The organism is Actinomyces mediterranea (genome assembly GCF_900155595.1).
Lineage (GTDB): Bacteria > Actinomycetota > Actinomycetes > Actinomycetales > Actinomycetaceae > Pauljensenia > Pauljensenia mediterranea.
This window is the reverse complement of the sequence record NZ_FTPB01000004.1, coordinates 1,111,314-1,130,765: the sequence shown is the minus strand read 5'-3', so window position 1 is coordinate 1,130,765 and position 19,452 is coordinate 1,111,314. Positions and strand designations below refer to the sequence as shown.

Genomic DNA, 19,452 nt, shown 5'->3' with positions numbered 1-19,452 from the left:
GTCCGGGCGTCGGCGGGCGGATACGGCCGCCCACCGACTCCCGTCGTCACAGTGCTTCGACAGTCACCGGGGTGGTCAGGACACGGCCCTCGGTGACGATGCGGCGCCCTGATTCAATGTCGACGGGCGTCGGAGCGAGTCGATCCTCCGAAGAGGATCCCGCGGATAGTTCGATTCGTCCTCCCTCGACGATGCGCTGCATGTCGACCCCGGTGAAGGAGAAACGATCGGCGTGGACGGTGAAGGTGATGCGAGCCGCCTCACCGGGTTCGAGGTGCACCTTCGCGAAGCCGATGAGCTGCTTGAGGGGGCGCACGACTTCACCGACCGGGTCTGCCGCGTACAGTTGGACGACTTCGTCGCCCGCGCGTTCGCCCTCGTTGCGCACCGTCACCGAGTAGTCGACGCTGCCGTCGAGCGGGATCGACGCCGCGGACGCCTGCGGGTTTGAGTAGGTGAAACGGGTGTATGACAGGCCGTGCCCGAAGGGGAATGCCGGGCGCGGATCGATATTCGAGATCCCCTCGGATTCCCAGGCCAGCGGCGGCACCAGGTAGGTGCCGGGCTGTCCACCCGGTGTGTTGGGCAATGCGACGGGCAGATGGCCCGACGGGTTGACTTCGCCCGACAGGACACGGGCGATTGCGCCCGCACCTTCCACACCCGGCATGAAGGCCTGAATCATCGCCGCGCAGCGATCCGCGTAGGCGCCGACCGCGTAGGGGCGTCCCGTGACGAGGACGACCACCGTCGGCGTCCCCGTGTCGAGGACGGCGTCGAGGAGTTCGCCCTGGCGCCCTGGCAGATCCAGATTCGCCACGTCGCAGCCCTCGCCGGAGGTGCCGCCGCCGAACATGCCTGCGATGTCGCCGACGGTGACGACGGCGATCTCCGCATTACGGGCCGCCTCCACGGCTTGCGCGATGTCCTCATCGGTGCCCGCCATGAATCCGGTCCCGTGGACGAAAGCGGCGTCCTCGTCGCTGATCCCTGCGAGCGCTTCCTGAAGGCCCGTGATGTCGAGGCCGGTACCCCGGTCGGCGAAGCGGGAGAGCACATGATTCGGGAAGGCGTAGCAGCCCATGAAGGAGCGGATCTCGGACCACACGGGGCCGATGACGGCGAGTTTCTTGTCGCGCGCCAGCGGCAGCGTCCCGTCGTTGGCAAGCAGCGTGATGGAGCCTTCCGCGAGTCGGCGCGCCACATCGCGGTTGTCGGCTGAGTCGAGGTTGCGAGTCGCATCGGACGTCGGCTCCCAGTCGGCGTCGAGCAGACCGAGCTGGGCCTTCTGCACGAGGACGCGGCGCACCGCGGTGTTGATCTCCTCCTCGGTGATAAGACCCCTGTCCACCGCCTCGGCGAGGTAGTGGTAGCAGGTCGTCTCCGGCAGTTCCACGTCGAGGCCCGCCCGCACCGCCAGGGCACCCGCCTCGACATTGTCGGCGGCGATGCGGTGCATCTTCTGCAAGAAGCGGACCGACCAGTAGTCGGAGACGACGGTCCCGTCGAATCCCCATCGATCCCTGAGGACCTCGGTGAGGAGGTGGCGTGATGCCCCTGCGGGTACTCCGTCGATGTCGGAGTAGGAGTTCATGACGGAGGCGACGTCTCCTTCACGCACTGCCATTTCGAAGGGGGGCAGCATGACGTCTTCGAGTTCGCGCGGCCCCATGGACACCGGCGCGTGGTTGCGCCCGCCCCGAGAGGCCGGGTATGCGACGAAGTGCTTGAGTGTCGCCATCACGCCCTTCGACTGCAGTCCGCGAACGTAGGCGGTGCCGAGTGATCCGACGAGGTAGGGGTCTTCCCCGCAGGTCTCTTCGACTCGGCCCCACCTGTAGTCGCGGACGACGTCGAGGAGGGGGGACAGTCCCTGGTGGATGCCGAGCGAGGCCATGTCCTCGCCGATGCGCGATGCCATTTCGGCGATGAGCTGCGGATCCCAGCTCGCTCCCCAGGCGATCGCCGCCGGGTAGACGGTGGCGCGATAGGCGGTGAATCCGGTCAGGCATTCCTCGTGAACGATCGCCGGAATGCCGAAGGCATTGCGCGAGCGGACATCGTTTTGCAAGGAGATGAGCTTTTCTGCGCCCTCATCCACTTCGAGGGGGTCGGTCCCCCAGATGCGGGTGATGTGGCCCAGGCCGTTATCTGCGGCCTCCTCCCATGTGAGGCTGTCCGTCTTGAACGCGTCCTCCATGGGGGCGACTTCGTGGGAGTGGTCGGTGGGCTCGGGCGCGGGGACGGCCTCGTCTTCGTTGCGCAGCCAGTAGGAGCCGAGCTGGTGGATCTTCTCGTTGAGGCTCATCTGCGCCATGAGCGCATCGGCGCGCTCAGCGGCGGACAGTTCCGGGTTATTCCAGCGATACATGGGTTCTCCAGAGTGGATGGGCTATCAGCCCAGTTCAGTGCCTATCAGGCGAAGGGGTGAGGTGCAGGCGTCCGCATTGGAAGCCCACACGCCGAGGAGGCATCCGGTGAATCCGCCGGCCGCTTCTGTGGACAGCCATTCGGCGTCGAGAATGATCCCCTCGCCGCGTCCGTCCTCGCTTCCGCATCCGACCTCGACTGACAGGTCGGCGAGGCGCAGCCACAAGCGCTCCCCCGGAGTCGGTGCCGCAAGGATGCGGGTGGTGGTGGCGCCCGTGACGGTGACATCGACGAGGACGACCCCGTCCCCCAGGCGCAGGCGCAGCCAGTTGTGCGCGTCCTGAACGATGCCGATACCGGTGAGTGCTTCGGCCAGGGCATGGGCGTCGATGGAGATGCCCGCATGCCAGTCGGCGGCGCGCACTCCCCTGAAGGAGCGGGCCTCGTCGCCCACCCAGTCCGCTCCGACGGGCTTGAGTGCACGCTCGGCGAACTCGCCCGGCGTCATCTCGCATGATGCGAGCGGTGCGGGGGTGTCGGAGGCGACGGCAAGTGAGCGCTGATCGGCCGCGATGTCGGGCGCTGTGTCGATCGCTGCGGGGAGCCTGCCGCATCCGGGGGCGATGACCGGCCACTCGTCTTCCCAGGAGACGGGGGCGAGGAAGGTCTCTCGTCCAAGGAGGTGACGATTGTCGCGCAGCCGCACTCCCAGCATGACCGCCCACCAGGATCCGTCGGGGCGCTGGAAGAGGTCGGCGTGGCCGACATTGTGCACTTCGGAGGTGCGCCCCAGGTTGCGGTGGGTGAAGATCGGGTTGCGCTTGCAGCCCTGCCACGGCCCCCTCACGGATGGTGCGCGGGCGATGGACACGGAGTGCTCTTCGGCGGTGCCGCCCTCAGCGGTCAGCAGGTAGTACCAGTCGCCGATGCGGTAGATGTGGGGGCCCTCCGACCAGACGACGCCTTCGACGGCGCCGTGCCAGATCACCGTTTCCTCACCGGTGAATGTCGCCGTATCGAGGTCGACCGGACGGGTCCAGATCTCCGTCTGCTGTTCCCACAGGGGGGTGGCGGCGAGGCGGGTGCCCGTCCACCACACTTGGCCGTCCTCGTCCTCGAAGACATCGGGGTCGATGCCCCCGGCGCCGGCGAGGAAACGGGGCTCGGACCAGGGGCCGGCGGCCTCGGGCGCAGTCATGACGAAGGAGCGCTCAGTGGTTCCGACGACGGTGGTGCACACGAGGACGAAGCGGCCTTGGATGTGGCGCAGCGTCGGGGCGAAGATCCCCTGCGACTCGGCGCCGAGTTCGAGGTCGAGTACGGCGCAGTTGTCCTCGGTGAGGGCGTGGCCGACGAGCTCCCAGGTCTCGAGGTCCCGGCTCGCGCGGATCGGCAGACCCGGCAGCCAAGTGAAGGTCGAGTTCACGATGTAGGTCGTGTCCCCCACCTGGCATGCCGAGGGGTCGGGGAATGCCCCGGCGAGGATCGGATTGCGGGCGCTCATCCCTTCACCGCTCCCGTCAGACCGCCGACGATGCGGCGCTCGAAGAGGGAGAAGAAGACGAGGGCGGGGATCATGGACAGCGAGGTGAATGCGAGGACGCGGGCGGTGTCCACCGAGTACTGCGATGCGAAGGCCTGAACGCCGAGCGGCAGCGTGAAGAGCTTCTCATCGGAGAGGACGAACAGCGGCAGCATGTAGGAGTTCCACGAGCCGATGAACGCGAGGATGCCCGTCGTGATAACGCCGGGGGCGGACAGCGGCAGGACGATCTTCCAGAAGAAGCCGAGGCGCCCGCATCCGTCGAGGGCTGCGGCCTCTTCGAGTTCCTTGGGGATGGTCCGCAGGAATGGCACGAGGATGATGACCGTCGTCGGCAGGGCGAATGCGATGCCGGGGAGGATGACGCCGAGCAGATTGTTCGTCAGGTGCAGCGACTTGATGAGGATGTACAGCGGTGTGATCGCGACGGTCATGGGGAACATGAGGCCCGCGGCGAACAGGGAGTACATGGCCTCGCGGCCCTTGAAGGGGTAGCGGGCGATGACGAAGGACGCCATCATGCCGAGGATGACGACGCCGATAGTCGTCGCCGACGCGGTGATCGTCGAGTTGAGGATCTGGCGCCAGAAGACGGGGCTGGCGAGGACTTCGGAGTAGTTCTCGACGACCCACGGATTGGGCAGCCCCGCGGGGTTGTCAGTGATCTGCGAGTTCGTGCGGAACCCGCCGATGATGACGTAGACGACGGGCGCGAGGATCGCGGTGATCGTCACCGCTGCGACGAAGTAGATGCCCGGGTTGCCCCACTCGAGGGCGGGCTGGCCGCTGTTCTTGCGGCGCTCGCGGATTGCGGTGATCATTTTCCGCCTCCTGTGAGTGCGCCCTCGGTGTCGCGTCGCAGGACGAAGCGTTGGTAGGTGAGGGCGATGATGAGGGAGATGAAGAAGACGACGACGGCGACTGCGTTGCCGTATCCGTAGTTGCCGGCGAGGCGACCGTTGATGACCATGTAGCTGGCCATGGTGGAGGTTCCCGCAGTGGAGGCGATGTACTGGCCCCAGATGATGTAGACGAGGTCGAAGAGTTGGAGCGAACCGATGATCGACAAGAACGCCCACATGCGGATGGTCGGGCCGAGCAGCGGGATCGTGATGCGGCGCTGAATCTGCCAGTAGGAGGCGCCGTCGACCTTCGCCGCTTCCATCAGTTCATTGGGGATGCCCTGCATGCCCGCGAGGAAGATGATGACGGCGAAGCCGACGTATTTCCAGGTGAGGATCCCCATGAGGGTCGCCATGGCGATCTTGGGGTTCGCGATCCAGTCAGTGGCCAAAGAGCCCAGGCCGATGTCGTTGAGCAGGCGGTTGACGCCGCCCTGGCTCTGCAGCAGCAGGGACCATGCGGTACCGGCGATGACTTCGGAGATGACGTAGGGGATGAAGATGAGGACGCGGATGATGGACTGGCCCTTCATCTTCTTATTGAGCAGGAGTGCCAGGAGCAGTGCGACCGGCCCCTGCAGGACGAGGGAGGCCACGAGGATGATGGCGTTGTGGCCGAGGACCGCGTGGAACTCCGGGTCCGTCAGAATCGTGATGTAGTTCTGCAATCCGACGAAGTTCGTCGGGATTCCGTAGCCCTTCCATTTGAAGAAGCCGTAGTAGGCGGCCATGACGACCGGGAAGATGACGAATGTGAGGAACAGGAGGATCGCGGGGCCGGACAGGACCGCGATCTCTAGGCGCTCACGCCCGCCGATCGCCGACTTTGACCGGCCGGGGCCGCGAGAAGCCTTGGAGGCTTTCGCGGCCCCGGATCCCCCGTTGGTGGTGACGGGGGCTGTTGTCATTGGTGTGTCACTCCTTGTCGGCTGCAGCCTGGACTGCGGTCAGGATCGACTGCGGGTCACCCTTGCCGGCGAGCATGTCGACGACGCCGATGTTGAGGGCGTTGCCGACGTTCTGTCCGAGCAGGGTGTCGAGCCACACGGAGATGTAGGGAGCCTTGTTGTTGGCTTCAAGGATGTCGCGCAACGCGGGCTGCTCGACGACTCCCTGAGCGTCCTTGTTCGCGGGGATGGTCTTGAAGGCGTCCGCGTACTTCTCCTGGTAGTCCTTCTGGACTGCGAAGTTCAAGAACTCTGCGCATTCCTTGGGGGCATCAGCCGAGCAGGAGAACCCGTCGAGGCCGCCCATGAGGGCGCCTTCGCCGCCCTGGCCGCCGTCAACTGCGGGGAAGGGGAACCAGCGCAGGTCGGCCAGCGGCTGCTGATCCGGGGTGAGGTCGGCGATGACGCCGACATTCCATGCGCCCATGAGTTCCATTGCGGCCTTGTGGTTGGCGATGAGGCCTGCGGACGAGCCTGCGCCCTGCTGTGCGGAGGTGGTGAGGAAGCCATCATTGAAGGGCTGGGTGCCCGCGAATGCCTCGAGGTCTTCACCGGCCTTGATCCAGCACGGATCGGAGAAGTCGCCGTCGGCGGAGTCGGAGAGGAAGGTCTCCTGGCTGCATTCGCGCAGCGCGAAGAAGTAGAACCAGTGGGCGGCCGGCCATGCGTCCTTCGCACCGAGGGCGATCGGCTGAATGCCTGCGGCCTTGAGCTTGTCGACTGCAGCGTTGAGGTCATCCATGGTCTTCGGGGTCTCGGTGATGCCCGCCTGCTCGAAGAGTTCCTCCGAGTAGTAGATGCCACCGGGCAGGACCGAGGTCGGAACACCGTAGAGCTTGCCGTCGACGGTCAGCGAGGACAGGGCGCCCTCACCGAGAGCCTCGCGGGTCTCATCGGTCACCAGGTCGGTAATGTCCTGGACCTGGCCGGCTTCGATCATGTCGTTGAGCTTGCCGCCGCCGCGCGAGAAGAAGATCTCGGGGGCGTCGCCTGAGTTCATCGCGGTCTGCAGCTTGCCGTCGAGCTCCTCGTTCTGCACCGCTTGAACGGTGATGGTGACGCCGGGGTGGAGCTCCATGAAGTCGGCAGCGGTAGTGTCCCAGAACGCCTTGCCGTCACCGGTGGTGGAGTTGTGCCAGAACTCCATGGTGATGTCGCCCGACGAATCGGCGGATCCGCCGTCGGTGCTTCCTCCACCGCATGCGGTGAGGGCGAGAGCGGCCGCGGCGAGGGATGCCGCCGCGGCGATCATGCGTGAGTGTCGTTTCACCGTCGAAACCTCCATTGGTGGCCGCGTCGATCCTCCATGATCGAAATCTTTCGCGGTCCATCCTCGAACACATTTAGTTTATCTGAAATACTAATCGCGTCAAGTGGCGTTTTATAACGATTCTATAGAGATTCGTATCGACTGCCGGATCGAAAATATTTCGATAGGCTGTAGTTCAGGAGGTTGCCATGGCTGAGCTCCCCACGCGCAAGAAGATCACCCTCGATGACATCGCCCGCGAGGCCGGGGTCTCGAGGGCCGCCGCCTCGAAGGCCCTCAACGGGCGCCACGACGTATCCGAGGCGACCCGGCGCTCAGTGCGCTCAGCATGCGACAAACTCGGCTACTCCCACCCGGGGTTGCGACCGCGGGGCGCTGCAGAGTCGATTGCGATCGTCGCGGACAACCTATCGACGACATACACCATCGAGATCCTCAAAGGCGCCTCGACCGTCGCCATGCAGAACAACATCTCGATCAGCATCTCGCACCTGTCCGTCACCGACGAGGACGCCCCCCGCATCCTCCCCCTGTCCGACGAATGGATCCGCCGAACAGCGACAGAGGGTGCCATCGGCGTCATCACGATCACCTCCCCCTCAGAACCCGGGGTAGTCGATGCCCTTGGGCGCGCACGCCTCGCCTACATCGCCATCGACCCGGCCTCTCCCCCGCCCGAGGGCACGACCTCGATCGGCGCGACGAATTGGAACGGCGGACTCGCGGCTACCGAACACCTCATCGGCCTGGGACACCGAAGAATCGCCTTCATTCGCGGAGGGGCGAACTCCGTGCCCGCACAGGAGCGCTTCGAGGGCTACGTCTCCGCCCTGCGCCAGCATCGCATCGACCTCGACCCCGCCATGGTCTTGGGCGAGGGCTTCACCTACGAGAACGGCAGGGACAGCGCCCGCACACTCTTATCGCGCCCCGAATCGCTGCGGCCGACCGCCATCGTCTCCAGTAATGACGTCATCGCCATCGGTGTCTACGAGGCCGCGCGCGAACTCGGCCTGTCCATCCCCTTCGACCTATCGGTCGTCGGATTCGACGACACCGACCTCGCCCGCTGGTCCGCCCCAAGGCTGACGACCATTCACCAGCCGCTGCATGAGATGGGCGCCCAAGCGGTCCGCACGATCCTCGCGATGACCAGGGAGGCTGACCAGAGCCGCTTCAACCCGATCCAGCTCACCACTCACCTGGTCGAGCGGCATTCGACCGCCGCCCCGGCGACCCCTTAGAAGCGGCCGGGCATGTCCTCGTCACGCGGGACCGTGGCGGCGCGCACCGACGACATCGACACGACCGCGAGGACCAGGGCAGCGAAGGCGAAACCGACAATGGCGCCGAATCCCCCGCCCGATCCGAATCTGTCGATCGCCGCCGCGGCAACGATATTCGACAGGGACATCCCGATGACCCACATGGAGCCGAAAAGGGCCATCCCCTCTGTGAATCGGGATGCGGGGACGATCCGCATGAAGATCTGGTTGATATTGACGATCGTGGGAGCCTGGAACAGGCCAGCGACCAGCATGACGACCCCCGCACTCACCATGGAGTCGACGAAGACGAGTGCGGAGCAACTCAATGCGAGCACCGCGAGGCCGAGGTAGAAGCGCGCCCACAGCGCACCCGGCCATTCGCGCATCCCGTAGACGAGGGCGCCCACCATGGAGCCGCCCGAGAAGCATGCGGTGACGGTTCCCGCCCATTCCTGCATATCCCGCTCTTGGGCGAAGGCGACGATCGCAATACCCGTCGTCGACTGGAATGCCCCGTAGAAGACGAGGACGAGCAGGAGCACCGCGAAAGTCATCGTCCACAGGCGCTCCACTCCGAGCGCCGGGGCGGGCGGGTCTGCGCCCCCCGGCGATCCCTCGGCGTCGTTCACCCCCTCCTCGCTGCCCGCACCGACTGATGGAGCGGCCGCCCCTTCGGACCTGTTCAACAGTGCGATGGGCTCGTAAGTCCTATCCCCCAACAGCAGGTGCAAGCCGATGAGGATCATTGCGACCCCGAAGGCGAGGGCAGCAACCGGTGAGACGAGGGTCGCCAGGGCCGTCGCAATCGGGGTGGACATCACCCACATGGACTCCTCGGCGACGGAGGTGAGCGACAGCGCCGTGGGCATCGTCCTCGGCGCCGAGTGAAGGGCGACCCGCCACCTGGCTCGGATGAGCGATCCTCCCGGCACGCTCACTCCGAGCATGATGACGACGACGATGAGGACCCAATACGGTGGCCTCATCACGAGGACGGCGGCGAGGATCCCCAGCGACGCGATCCAGAACGCGCCGACCATTGAGACGATGCGCTTTTGACCCCACTTGTCGATGAGCTTGCCGACATTGGGCCCGAAAACCGCTCCGGCGATCGACATGACTGCCGCCGCGATTCCGGCACTCGAATATGAGCCGTACCCGTCGCGCGCACCGATGAGGAGCGCCATATTCACCATCGCATAGGGGAATTGGACGATCACTCCCCCCAGGAGGAATCGCGCGACATGAGGACGGGTCAGGAGAGCGCGGTAGCCCCGCAATCCCCCTTCGTTCACTCCTCAGTCCTTTCGCGTCACAACCCGCGCCGCCTGCTTCGCCGCGCCCAGTGCGACGTACTCGCCCGGTTCGGGTAGTTCGATCGTCGCATCGAGAGCATCGGCTGCAAGAGCCTGAACCGCCGTCGATTTGGCGCCACCGCCGACGAGGAGCACCCGGTCGAGCGGGACTCCGAGGCTGCGCATTGCGTCGAGAGCATAGCGCATGAGCGCGAGCAGACCATCGACGCTCGCCCTCGCGACATGCGCGCGGTCGGAGTTCGCGAGAGTCATGCCTCGAAGCTCAGCAGTGGCGTCGGGCAGATTCGGGGTGCGCTCCCCCTCGAAGTAGGGGATGAGTTCGAGACCTGCAGCGTCGGGGACCGACAGAGCGTACTCGTCGAATTCCTTGTAGTCCAGGCCGGTGACCGCCATCATCGCGTCGATGATGCGCGAAGCATTGAGGGTACAGGCCAGGGGAAGCCAATTGCCCGTCGCATCGGAGAACCCGGTGACGAGGCCGGTGGGGTCGGCGACAGGGCTCTCGCTCACAGCGGAGACGACGCCGGAGGTGCCCAGCGACAGCAGCGCAGACCCGGGTTCGAGTTCGACTCCGAGGGCGGCCGCAGCATTGTCGCCCGCACCGGGGCCAAGCACGATCTGCCCCCACCCCTTGTCGGGGTCGCCATGGCCGACCTCGTCGAAGGGGCCCGCGATGCGGGGCAGGATGATGCGCTCGGCGGCGTCCTCGTCGATATGGAGGGCCGCGGCGAGGATGTCGCGGCGGTAGGTCGGGGTCTCGCGCGCCATGTAGCCGGTGCCCGATGCATCCGAGCGGTCGGTTGCCAATGAGTCGAGGGAGGGGCTGCCCATGATGCGCCACGTCAGGTAATCGTGCGGCAGACAGATCGCCGCGATGCGGGCGGCGTTTTCCGGCTCATTGTCGGCGAGCCAGCGCAATTTGGTGACGGTGAGGGATGCGACCGGCACCGACCCGGTTGCTTGTGCCCACCAGCTCGCGCCTTCGCTGCCCGCGTCATCGCGGCCGTCGGTGCCGCGTTCGCGGATGAGGTCGCGGGCCGCACCGGCTGAGCGGGTATCGTTCCACAGCAGCGCGGGGCGGATGACCCGCCCGGCCGAGTCGAGGCACACCATGCCGTGCTGCTGGCCGCCGACGCTGAGCGCCGCGACATCGTCGAGGCCGCCCGCCGATTCGACGGCTTCGAGGAATGCCGTCCACCAGACTTCGGGGTCCACTTCGGTGCCGTCGGGGTGGGATGCTTTGCCCTGACGGATCACACTCTTCGTCTCGGGGTCGTAGATGACGACCTTGCACGATTGGGTGGAGGTGTCGACGCCTGCAACGTAGGGGCGTGTGGTGGCCATGTCTGTCAGCTCCGGGTATTCGTGGTGGTGTGGAGAAATGCCCCGCGAGCCGCCGTGATGTGAGGAGAGATCTCATCTAAGGGGAGGGCGGCTCGCGGGGAGTCTTTCAGCGCTGATCCGCTGATGAATCAGGCGCGTCCGAGGGTGTCGACGATGTAGTTGTTGATCGTTGCCTTGACGCATTCGAGGTGGTCGGACTTCGTCGCGTCGACGAGGTCGGCCTGCGGGATGTCGAGCGAGTGGGATTCGAGGGAGGCGAGGGTCGCTGTGCCGTCCTCGACGGTCGCGCCGATGCCCGAGTCGAAGGAGGAGTAGCGCTCGGAGACGAGGTTCTTGATGAGGCCCTCCTCGTGCATGCGGGCGGCGACGAGTAGGCCTGCGGCGTAGGTGTCCATGCCGACGATGTGGGCGAGGAAGAGGTCCTCGGCGGTGAAGGAGGTGCGGCGCGGTTTGGCGTCGAAGTTGAGGCCGCCGTGGGGGCCGATCTGGCCCTCGTCGAGGATCTCCCACATGACTGCGGTCGTTTCGTAGAGGTCTGAGGGGAACTCGTCGATGTCCCAGCCGATGAGCTTGTCGCCCTGGTTGGCGTCGAGGGAGCCGAGCATTCCGGCGGCGCGGGCGACGCGGACCTCGTGCTGGTAGGTGTGTCCCGCGAGGTTCGCGTGGTTGCCCTCGAGGTTCAGCTTGAACTTGTCCGCAAGATCGTAGGTCTGCAGGAAGGCGATCGAGGTCGCGGCGTCGAAGTCGTACTGGTGCGCCGTCGGCTCCTTCGGCTTGGGCTCGATGAGGAACTGGGCGTCCAGGCCGATCTCTTCGGCGTAGTCGACGCACATGTGGAACATGCGGGCGATGTGGTCCTGTTCGCGCTTGAGGTCGGTGTTCCACAGGTTCTCGTAGCCTTCGCGCCCGCCCCAGAACACGTAGTTCTCTGCGCCGAGGCGCTTGGCGATTTCGAGGGAGTGCTTGAGTTGGCCGGCCGCGTAGGAGTAGACCTCGGCGAAGGGGGAGGTCGCCGCACCGGAGACGAAGCGGCGGTTGGTGAACAGGCTGGAGGTGTTCCACAGGAGCTTGATGCCGGTCTCCTTCTGGCGCGCCTCGATACGGTCGACGACCTTGTCGAGGATCGCATTGCTCTCACGCAGGGTGTCGCCCTCGGGGGCGATGTCGCGGTCGTGGAAGCAGAAGTAGTCGACGCCGAGAGCGCGGTAGAAGTCGAATGCGTAGTCGACCTTGGCTAGGGCGAGGTCGAGCGGGGTCGAGTACTTGCCGTCGTAGGGGCGCAGGGCGGTGCCCTCGCCGAAGGGGTCGACGAGGCGCTGTTCGAAGGTGTGCCAGTAGGCGACGCCGAAGCGCAGCCATTCCTTCATGGTCTTTCCGGCGACGACGCGGTCGGCGTCGTAGTAGCGGAAGCCGAGCCCCTGCTTGAGGGAGGAGGTTCCGACGTAGGGGATGGAGTCGATATTCCAGAGGTTGTCTGCCATGGTGGGCCTTCCAGATCCGCCACATCACTGTGGAGTCCGTTCACTGCGAGCGGCATCGTCGTGATCCCATTCGCGATTTTGTTACGGAACTAAACTTAGTACGTGATTCCGCTCGCCGTCAACCCCCTTCGTATTCCTCACATCACGGAAGACGGGGCGTCCGTGGAGTACAGTCAGCACATGCCCCCCGCGATGCGACGCCATACGTCAGTCTCACAACGCGCACCGAAGCGCCCTCTGGAACGCGCCCAGTCCGGTGTCACCGCCGAGAGTCTGCGCGCAATGAATCTTTCCCTCGCCCTCAGGCATATCCTCGCGTCCCCGGGCAGCATCTCCCGATCGGGCATTGCGCAGCAGACCGGTATCACACGCGCCACCATCTCAAGGCTCGTCGACGAACTCATCGGCGCCGGACTCGTTCTCGAACTCGATCCGCCGATCGGTGGGCGCGGCAGACCCGCCTCCCGACTCACGCCCGCACCCGGCTGCGCCGTCGCCCTCGGACTCGAAGTCAATGTATCTGCGGCAGACGCCGTCCTCGTCGACCTCACCGGCGAGGAACTCGGGTCGGTTCACATCGAGGACGACTACGCCCACTCCGATCCCGAAGCGGTGATCGCCCGGCTCGGCGACGCCACGCGCGCCCTCCTCGATGAGCACCTGCCCGACCACGCGCTCTTCCTCGGCTCCGGTTTGGCCCTGCCCGGCCTCGTCTCCACCGACTCACTCGCCCTGGCGCCCAACCTCGGCTGGCGCGACATCCCCTTGGAGACGCTGCTCGCGCCGATCGCCGACCTCGACCCGGCGATCGTTGCGAATGAAGCGGACCTGGCCGCCTATGCCGTGGCCAATCCCCGCCCCGGAGTCCCCAGCGGCCCGCCGTCCTTCATCTACATCTCCGGCGAGGTCGGCATCGGAGCGGGCATCGTCCTCGACCACCGGCCCCTCACCGGCGCCCACGGATGGTCCGGCGAAATCGGGCACATCTGCGCCGACCCGGCGGGCCCCTTGTGCTCGTGCGGCGCAACAGGATGCCTGGAGGCCTACCTCGGCCTGCGCGCTCTCGCCGAAAGGGCGGGCCTCGATCGGCGTGCCAGCGCCGCCGACGTGGTGGAGGCCGCTGCAGGGGGAAGCGCCCGAGTCATTGAGGCTCTCAACGAGGGCGGAGCGGCACTCGGACGCGCCCTCGCCGCCGTCATCAACTCCGCCGACATCCCCCTCATCATCCTCGGCGGCATCGTCGCCGACCTCGCCGACTGGATCATTGAATCGGCGAAGGCCGAACTCGATTCCCGTGTCCTTCACGCCCCCTGGTCGCCCCTGCAGGTGCACATCCTCCCCGATTCTGCGGGATTGTCGGTTCGCGGCGCCGCCTCGCGCATCCTTCAGCGCCTCGTTGACGACCCCATCGCATGGACCGCCTGAGGCCGCCCGGAACACTCACCTGCCGGTCAGGCCCTTCACACGTATTGCATTCATGCAATAAGATTGCCTCATGGGTCGTTTCAATGTCGCCGACAGCGCCCATCTCATCCGCTCGGCCCGCACTGATGCGGGCCTCACCCAGGTTGCCCTCGCCGAACTCGCCGGAATCACCCAGCCCACGCTCGCGCAGATCGAATCGGGGCGCAGGAGCGTCTCTGAAGAGATGCTCACCCGCCTCCTCGAATGCGCCGATTACCGCCCGTCCATTCCTCTGAGCGAGCACGCCGCACAGATCCGAGAACTCGCCCTCGCACGCGGTCTGACTAATGTTCGCGTCTTCGGATCCACAGCAACGGGCGACGACCATTTCTCCTCCGATATCGACCTCGTTGCGACACCGTCGGAACGATCGGATCTTCTCGACTACGCACTATTCAGTGATGATGTCGCCGCCCTTACCGGATTCCCCTGCGAAACCTACTCCGACCGGCAGACGCCCCATCACATGCTCGACGCGATTAACGAGGCGGTCCCACTATGAATCGGCGTAACAGCACCAGTGAAGGATTCACCGCACGCCCGAGGCGGACACCGGGCGGGCCCCAGGGTAACGACAGGTCGAATCTGATGGCCGAACTCGACGCTCTCACCCGACGCATCAACCGCATCCGCACCGTCGCACCAGGGGACTTCTCAGACGGGGCACCCGAGTACGACACCGCCTGCATGGTGATCATCCGTATCGCTGCGCTCCTCGAACGCGAAGAGCATGCGAATGCTCTCAACGTCCTCACCGACGAGGAGAAGCGTGCGATCCGAACAACCCGGAACATCGCCGCACACGCCGGGTACCGTTCGATGAATGACGAACTCCTCTACCTCGCCGTGACGCGCCGTATTCCCGGAATCATCGACCGCGTGAAGGCCAACCTGCATGCGTGATCGTTGTCCGGATCGTGACTAGAACCGTGGCCGCGCATCGCCGGACGACATGGGTCGGCGCCGCCTCGCCCATCCTTCAGCGCCTCGTTGACGACCCCATCGCATGGACCGCCTGAGGCCGCCCCTCCGCCTCACGTGCGTTCTTGCAGCGCCGCCACGATAAGAGCGCAGGCCTCGGCATCCGAATCCGCCGTGTGGTGGGTGAGGTGAAAATGGGGCGCGCACGCGCCGACGACCGTGGGGAGCCTGTAATCAGCGAGCCCCGGAATGAGTCGCCTCGCGGTCCGATAGGAGCAGTAAACCGGATCGGGCGCCGTGCAAGTGCCGAAGTGGGCGTCGAGGTCGCGCCACACCTTCGAATCAAAGGAGGAGTTGTGCGCCCACACGGGCATATCGCCGACGAAGTCGGAGACGAGCGCGGCAATATCGGTCCACATGGGCGCATGCACCACGTCGGAGGGGCCGATCCCGTGCAGGTAGGTGAACTCGAATCGGTCCCAGCCCTCAGGGGGCTTGATCAGCGTCGAATACCGCTCGACGATCTGCCGGTCCTGCACTTTCACGAGGGCGATCTGGCAGGCTGAGATACCGCCGAGCCTGTTCGCCGTCTCGAAATCGACGGCGACGAATCCGGCCGACAGCAGATCCTCGCGCTCGGGGATGAGCTTCGCCATCGCCGCCTCCTCATCCGCTGATCCTCGTCTTGTGCCCGCGCGTGGTGCGCCGCGCTCGCGCACAGCCTACGCCAACCACGAGCCGCGCCTCCTCCACGCAAGACGTTGTCGTTGTTCTTCGCATGCACTTCAATTACAACAACGAGAACCGTGTCGGCACTGGAATCCCCAGATGCACCGCTGTCTCGGGCTCCGACTCGTAGACTGATCTGAGAAACAGCCACAGCACCAGATAGCCTGTCACTATGCCCCACGCCGATGCGCCCCGCCCTCGCTTGGTCGACGTCGCCCGCGAAGCCGGCGTGTCCGTGGCGACCGCCTCCCGCGCGCTCGGACGGGGGTCGGACCTCATCGGCGCACAAACCCGCGATCATGTTCGGGAGGTCGCCCGCACACTCGGGTACCGGGTGAACCCAGTCGCCCGATCATTGCGACTCGCGCAGACGAAACAGATCGGGATGGTCGTCCCCTCCATCGCGAACCCCTTCTTCATGGAACTCGTCGTCCAGGTGGAGCACTGCCTCACGGAACGTGGACTCGCACTCCTTTTGCGCGATGCCCAGTTATCCGTGTCGAAAGAGGACGCCCAACTCAGGCTCTTCGAATCGGGAGCCGTTGACGGGCTCATCATCGCCCCCTGCCACGAGACCTATTCGACGCCCGCTGTGGAGCGGACCGCCGCATTGGTTCCGACCGTGCAACTCGACCGCGCCGTTCAACTCCCCTACGTGCCCATGGTCGGCGTCGATGACACTCACGGCATCCGTGAAGTCCTCACGCACCTCAAAGAGAGGGGGGCTAGGCGCATTGCACTGCTGTCGAATACGGGCTCCGATGTGTCATCGGTGACCCGCGTGAGGGAGGCGCGCACCGCCGCAGCCGAATACGGAATGACCCTCCACGATTCAGATGTCATCGAGTGCTCCTTCTCGGTCGAGTCGGCCTCCGAGGCGACTCACTACCTCGTCAAGCGGGGTCCCGTCCCCGACGCAGTCGTCTGCCTCAATGATCTGCTCGCGATCGGGGCCATTACTGAATTGCGGCGCAATGGGCTCGGCATCCCCGAGGACGTCATGGTGACGGGATTCGACGACATCCAATTCGCCGCCCTCATGCGCCCCTCGATCACCACGATTCGCCAGCCCCTCGCCCAGATCGCCCGCAAGGGAGTCGAGATCCTGCTGGGCGACGAGCCGACGCAACTGCGCATCGCCATCAAGGGAGAACTCGTCATCCGGGAGTCCACGATCGGCGAGCACTGACGCCGCGTGTGGCATTCGGTGACATTCATTTTGATCTCTTGGCACTCCCAGCGCGCTTGTCTAGGATCACTCGGAGTGCTTTATTCCAAGCGTTCCGATTGGTGTGAGGAACCCCCACTTGGGCGTTCATGCGGCCTTGCGGGCGCATGAGCATGTGAGAGGTTTTTATGGAGGATCCGAGGACGACGCCGGATGTTCGCTTCGATTTCGCTGCAGCTTCCGACTTAGACGCGAAGTGCCGTGCAGCGAAACTCCATGTCAGTGCTCTCCACGGATCACGAACGGTATGGGTGTCGTCCGCCTCGGAGGAGTTCTTAGGATACTTCTCACGTCTATTCATTGAGAACGCTTCTTATGAAGGTGCTGATGCCTCGAACCTCGAGACGTGTCTGGAAGATGTCGCGACGAAGGTGGAGCGTCTTGCCGAGTTGGCGCGTCTGGAGAATCAGGCTCGTGCCCGCGCAAGGGAGTGGCAGGCCCGTCGCGATCAGATGTGGGACCTTGAGAAGGGGTGGAACGATTTCTGGGGGTTCGATCAGCGTCCAACTGGAACGACCGGTCCGGCCCCATCTTTGGACACTGCACCTCCGGTGCTGCAACAGCGTCACACGCCATCAACGGGGCAGGGCTCTCATGATGGAACATCCTCAGCACGTCCGGCGAATCTGCGTTCCTTCGCGGCCAATTACGACGGCGCGGATAGCGAGTTGGACACAATCCTCGCTGGCCTGCGGGGTGCTGATGAAGCATTCCAAGCCGGATGCGGATGGGGCTCCTTGTCGGCTGCTTCCGTCTGGAGTGGATTCGCTTCATATATCACCGCTAACCGGGAGGATGCTCGGTGGGTGACTGTAATCGCAGCAGCCTTCGAGTCAGCCGGTGGAGACGCTGGCCTTTCAACGTTGTTGAATGCGACTCTCTCAATGGTCCTTGCATCCGCCGGATTGTCCGAGTCGCGTCAGTCAGTGACTATTGTTCCCGCTCAGATGCAGGGGATCGCCCCCTCGTCGGGTTTCGTTGATGATCCGGTGAATGCGGCGACCGGGAATTTCATTGAGCCGGAAACGGATGTAGCGTTCTTCGGGGGCGCAGTCGGTCTAGCGTGGCGACGGATGTACAACTCAATGTCAACGGTGGTCGGCGCGTTCGGTATCGGTTGGTCGTCTGCGGCTGACTCGCACGTCGAGGTGGGTGAGGACGGCGAGGCCCGGTGGTGGATGCCTGACGGCCGCCTCGTGCGTTTTTCTCGCGAGGGGGAGGGGTGGGGCCGGTCGCTGGGCGATTCGTTCTGGATGACCCGTGAGGATCCGCACGTCGGGGATTTTGTTGTTTCCGACGCGGAGGGCGGTCGGTGGGTCTACGACGCGTCTGGGCGTTTCGAGTCGGTTTCGGCGGGCCCTGGAACCGGCGTGCATTTCGAGTGGACCGATGGGCGGATGGTCGCCCTCGTCCATGAGCGGGGCCGCCGCTTGGACATCATCTGGGATGAGGCCTCGTCCCGGATCGTCGGGATCGTGGGCAATGGTAGGCAGCTTTCCTATTCCTATGATGAAGCCGGACGCCTCGTGCGTGTGGATGGTGCAGATGGCGGCGCGCGCACGTATTCCTGGGATGAGTCCGCGAACCTCATCACCCGGATCATTGATGCCGATGGCGTGGTTGAGGTGGAGAACACTTACGACGAGGGCGGACGCGTTTCTTCCCAGCGCTCTGCCGAGGGGCGCGTCTCGCGCTACACCTACGTCCCGGGAGGCGTAACGGAAGTTTCCGAGGCGGACGGCAAGCGTGCGAATACGTGGATTAACGACGCTTCGGGGCGCCTGATCGGCCTCGTTGATGCTGATGGCGGGCGACAGCGTATGTCCTATGACCGGTGGGGCCGCCAGGTGATGGTCTGTGATCGTGAGGGCGCTGTGACAGTCAGCGAGTACGACTCCCGTGGACGCATGGTCGCTTCATTGGATCCTCGGGGTGTGCGTTCGGATCTGACGTGGGATGAGGCTGATCGCCTGACCAGTCTGATAGTGTCCTCCCCCTCACCCAGCGCTTCGCCCGCCGACGGACACGATGGCGCCGGAGGGTCGCAGGTGGTGCATGCATGCACTTGTTTCACCTATGAGGGTGATTCTCGCGATCCGAGTCTCATCGTCGACCCGATGGGCGGGCGCACCGTCTTGGTGCGGGAGCACGGGCTGTTGCGCCGGCTCACGGATCCGACGGGCGTGTCTTTGACGTATGAGTACGACGAGCACGGGAACCTCATCGGCATCGTGAACAACGAGGGCGGACGCGCGAGCTTCGACTACGACGAAGCGGGTCGTTCTATCGCCTGCGCCTCCCCTGCGGGTCTGGTCACGCGATACGCCTACGACCAGGCCGGGCGCATCATCGCCCGTACGGATCCCGATGGGGCCCAGTGGCGCTGGGAGTTCACTGCCGCAGGCCGACTCGCCGCCCGAATCGATCCCCTCGGCGCTCGAACGAGCATCGACTACAACGAGGCGGGCCTTGAAGCGCAGTCGACCGATCCGCTCGGCCGAGTGATCTCCTCGAGTTGGGACGACTTGGGCAATCTCGCCCAGGTGAGGCTCCCCGACGGCAGGACCTGGGGTTTTGTCCATGATCCCCTCTCCAGGCTGCGTGAGATCGTCTCCCCGGGAGGGGGCAGGTGACGGGCCGAGTACGACTCCACTGGCAAGCCCACGAGC

At 65.1% G+C, this 19,452-nt stretch carries 15 protein-coding genes; 6 read left to right on the top strand and 9 right to left on the bottom strand.

Features of this window, described 5'->3' with window-relative positions:
• Positions 1 to 46: 46 nt before the first annotated feature.
• Genes BQ7471_RS09060 through BQ7471_RS09040 form a run of 5 tightly spaced genes read right to left on the bottom strand, consistent with a single transcriptional unit; the run spans position 47 to position 7,032 of the window.
• A complete protein-coding gene (locus tag BQ7471_RS09060) occupies positions 47 to 2,371 on the bottom strand; it encodes a glycoside hydrolase family 3 N-terminal domain-containing protein (RefSeq protein ID WP_076465703.1) in 2,325 nt (774 codons plus the stop codon).
• A gap of 24 nt (positions 2,372 to 2,395) precedes the next feature.
• The gene (locus tag BQ7471_RS09055; protein ID WP_076465701.1) at positions 2,396 to 3,874 is read right to left on the bottom strand and encodes a glycoside hydrolase family 43 protein; all 1,479 of its coding nucleotides are present in this window, start codon (positions 3,872 to 3,874) and stop codon (positions 2,396 to 2,398) included.
• The gene (locus BQ7471_RS09050; protein ID WP_076465699.1) at positions 3,871 to 4,734 is read right to left on the bottom strand and encodes a carbohydrate ABC transporter permease; all 864 of its coding nucleotides are present in this window, start codon (positions 4,732 to 4,734) and stop codon (positions 3,871 to 3,873) included. Before BQ7471_RS09050 ends, BQ7471_RS09055 begins: the two co-directional genes overlap by 4 nt.
• Positions 4,731 to 5,723: a carbohydrate ABC transporter permease gene (locus BQ7471_RS09045; protein ID WP_076465698.1), complete on the bottom strand. Its 993-nt coding sequence runs from the start codon at positions 5,721 to 5,723 to the stop codon at positions 4,731 to 4,733. The genes BQ7471_RS09050 and BQ7471_RS09045 overlap by 4 nt, the downstream gene beginning before the upstream one ends.
• Before the next feature lie 7 nt (positions 5,724 to 5,730).
• Positions 5,731 to 7,032 (bottom strand): ABC transporter substrate-binding protein, encoded by a 1,302-nt coding sequence (locus BQ7471_RS09040; RefSeq protein WP_205408284.1) that lies wholly within the window; start codon positions 7,030 to 7,032, stop codon positions 5,731 to 5,733.
• Between the two features lie 188 nt (positions 7,033 to 7,220).
• Here BQ7471_RS09040 and BQ7471_RS09035 point away from each other — a divergent pair, with 188 nt between their 5' ends.
• Positions 7,221 to 8,276 (top strand): LacI family DNA-binding transcriptional regulator, encoded by a 1,056-nt coding sequence (locus BQ7471_RS09035; protein ID WP_076465694.1) that lies wholly within the window; start codon positions 7,221 to 7,223, stop codon positions 8,274 to 8,276.
• Here BQ7471_RS09035 and BQ7471_RS09030 read toward each other — a convergent pair.
• The 3 genes from BQ7471_RS09030 to xylA all read right to left on the bottom strand — a co-directional run bounded on the left by BQ7471_RS09030 (position 8,273) and on the right by xylA (position 12,441).
• Positions 8,273 to 9,595 carry an MFS transporter gene (locus BQ7471_RS09030; protein WP_076465693.1) on the bottom strand — a complete coding sequence of 441 codons (1,323 nt, stop codon included), beginning with the start codon at positions 9,593 to 9,595 and terminating at the stop codon, positions 8,273 to 8,275. The two genes, BQ7471_RS09035 and BQ7471_RS09030, sit on opposite strands and share 4 nt — an antisense overlap.
• A gap of 3 nt (positions 9,596 to 9,598) precedes the next feature.
• Positions 9,599 to 10,960: a xylulokinase gene (locus BQ7471_RS09025; protein ID WP_076465691.1), complete on the bottom strand. Its 1,362-nt coding sequence runs from the start codon at positions 10,958 to 10,960 to the stop codon at positions 9,599 to 9,601.
• Positions 10,961 to 11,088: 128 nt separating this feature from the next.
• Positions 11,089 to 12,441, bottom strand: a complete 1,353-nt coding sequence (gene xylA, locus BQ7471_RS09020) for a xylose isomerase (protein WP_076465690.1) — start codon at positions 12,439 to 12,441, stop codon at positions 11,089 to 11,091.
• A gap of 180 nt (positions 12,442 to 12,621) precedes the next feature.
• Here xylA and BQ7471_RS09015 point away from each other — a divergent pair, with 180 nt between their 5' ends.
• The 3 genes from BQ7471_RS09015 (at position 12,622) to BQ7471_RS09005 (ending at position 14,808) form a co-directional block, all read left to right on the top strand.
• On the top strand, positions 12,622 to 13,866 hold the full coding sequence (locus BQ7471_RS09015) for an ROK family transcriptional regulator (protein ID WP_083663407.1): 1,245 nt from the start codon (positions 12,622 to 12,624) through the stop codon (positions 13,864 to 13,866).
• 70 nt (positions 13,867 to 13,936) lie between these two features.
• A complete protein-coding gene (locus BQ7471_RS09010) occupies positions 13,937 to 14,407 on the top strand; it encodes an XRE family transcriptional regulator (protein WP_076465688.1) in 471 nt (156 codons plus the stop codon).
• Positions 14,408 to 14,493: 86 nt separating this feature from the next.
• Positions 14,494 to 14,808 carry a hypothetical protein gene (locus BQ7471_RS09005; RefSeq protein ID WP_076465687.1) on the top strand — a complete coding sequence of 105 codons (315 nt, stop codon included), beginning with the start codon at positions 14,494 to 14,496 and terminating at the stop codon, positions 14,806 to 14,808.
• 131 nt (positions 14,809 to 14,939) lie between these two features.
• Here BQ7471_RS09005 and BQ7471_RS09000 read toward each other — a convergent pair whose 3' ends face one another.
• The gene (locus tag BQ7471_RS09000) at positions 14,940 to 15,482 is read right to left on the bottom strand and encodes an exonuclease domain-containing protein (protein ID WP_076465685.1); all 543 of its coding nucleotides are present in this window, start codon (positions 15,480 to 15,482) and stop codon (positions 14,940 to 14,942) included.
• A 245-nt stretch (positions 15,483 to 15,727) separates the two neighbouring features.
• Here BQ7471_RS09000 and BQ7471_RS08995 point away from each other — a divergent pair, with 245 nt between their 5' ends.
• Positions 15,728 to 16,744, top strand: coding sequence for a LacI family DNA-binding transcriptional regulator (locus BQ7471_RS08995; protein WP_076465683.1), 1,017 nt, complete (start codon positions 15,728 to 15,730; stop codon positions 16,742 to 16,744).
• A gap of 845 nt (positions 16,745 to 17,589) precedes the next feature.
• Positions 17,590 to 19,416, top strand: coding sequence for a DUF6531 domain-containing protein (locus BQ7471_RS08990; RefSeq protein WP_159438535.1), 1,827 nt, complete (start codon positions 17,590 to 17,592; stop codon positions 19,414 to 19,416).
• Positions 19,417 to 19,452 lie beyond the last annotated feature (36 nt).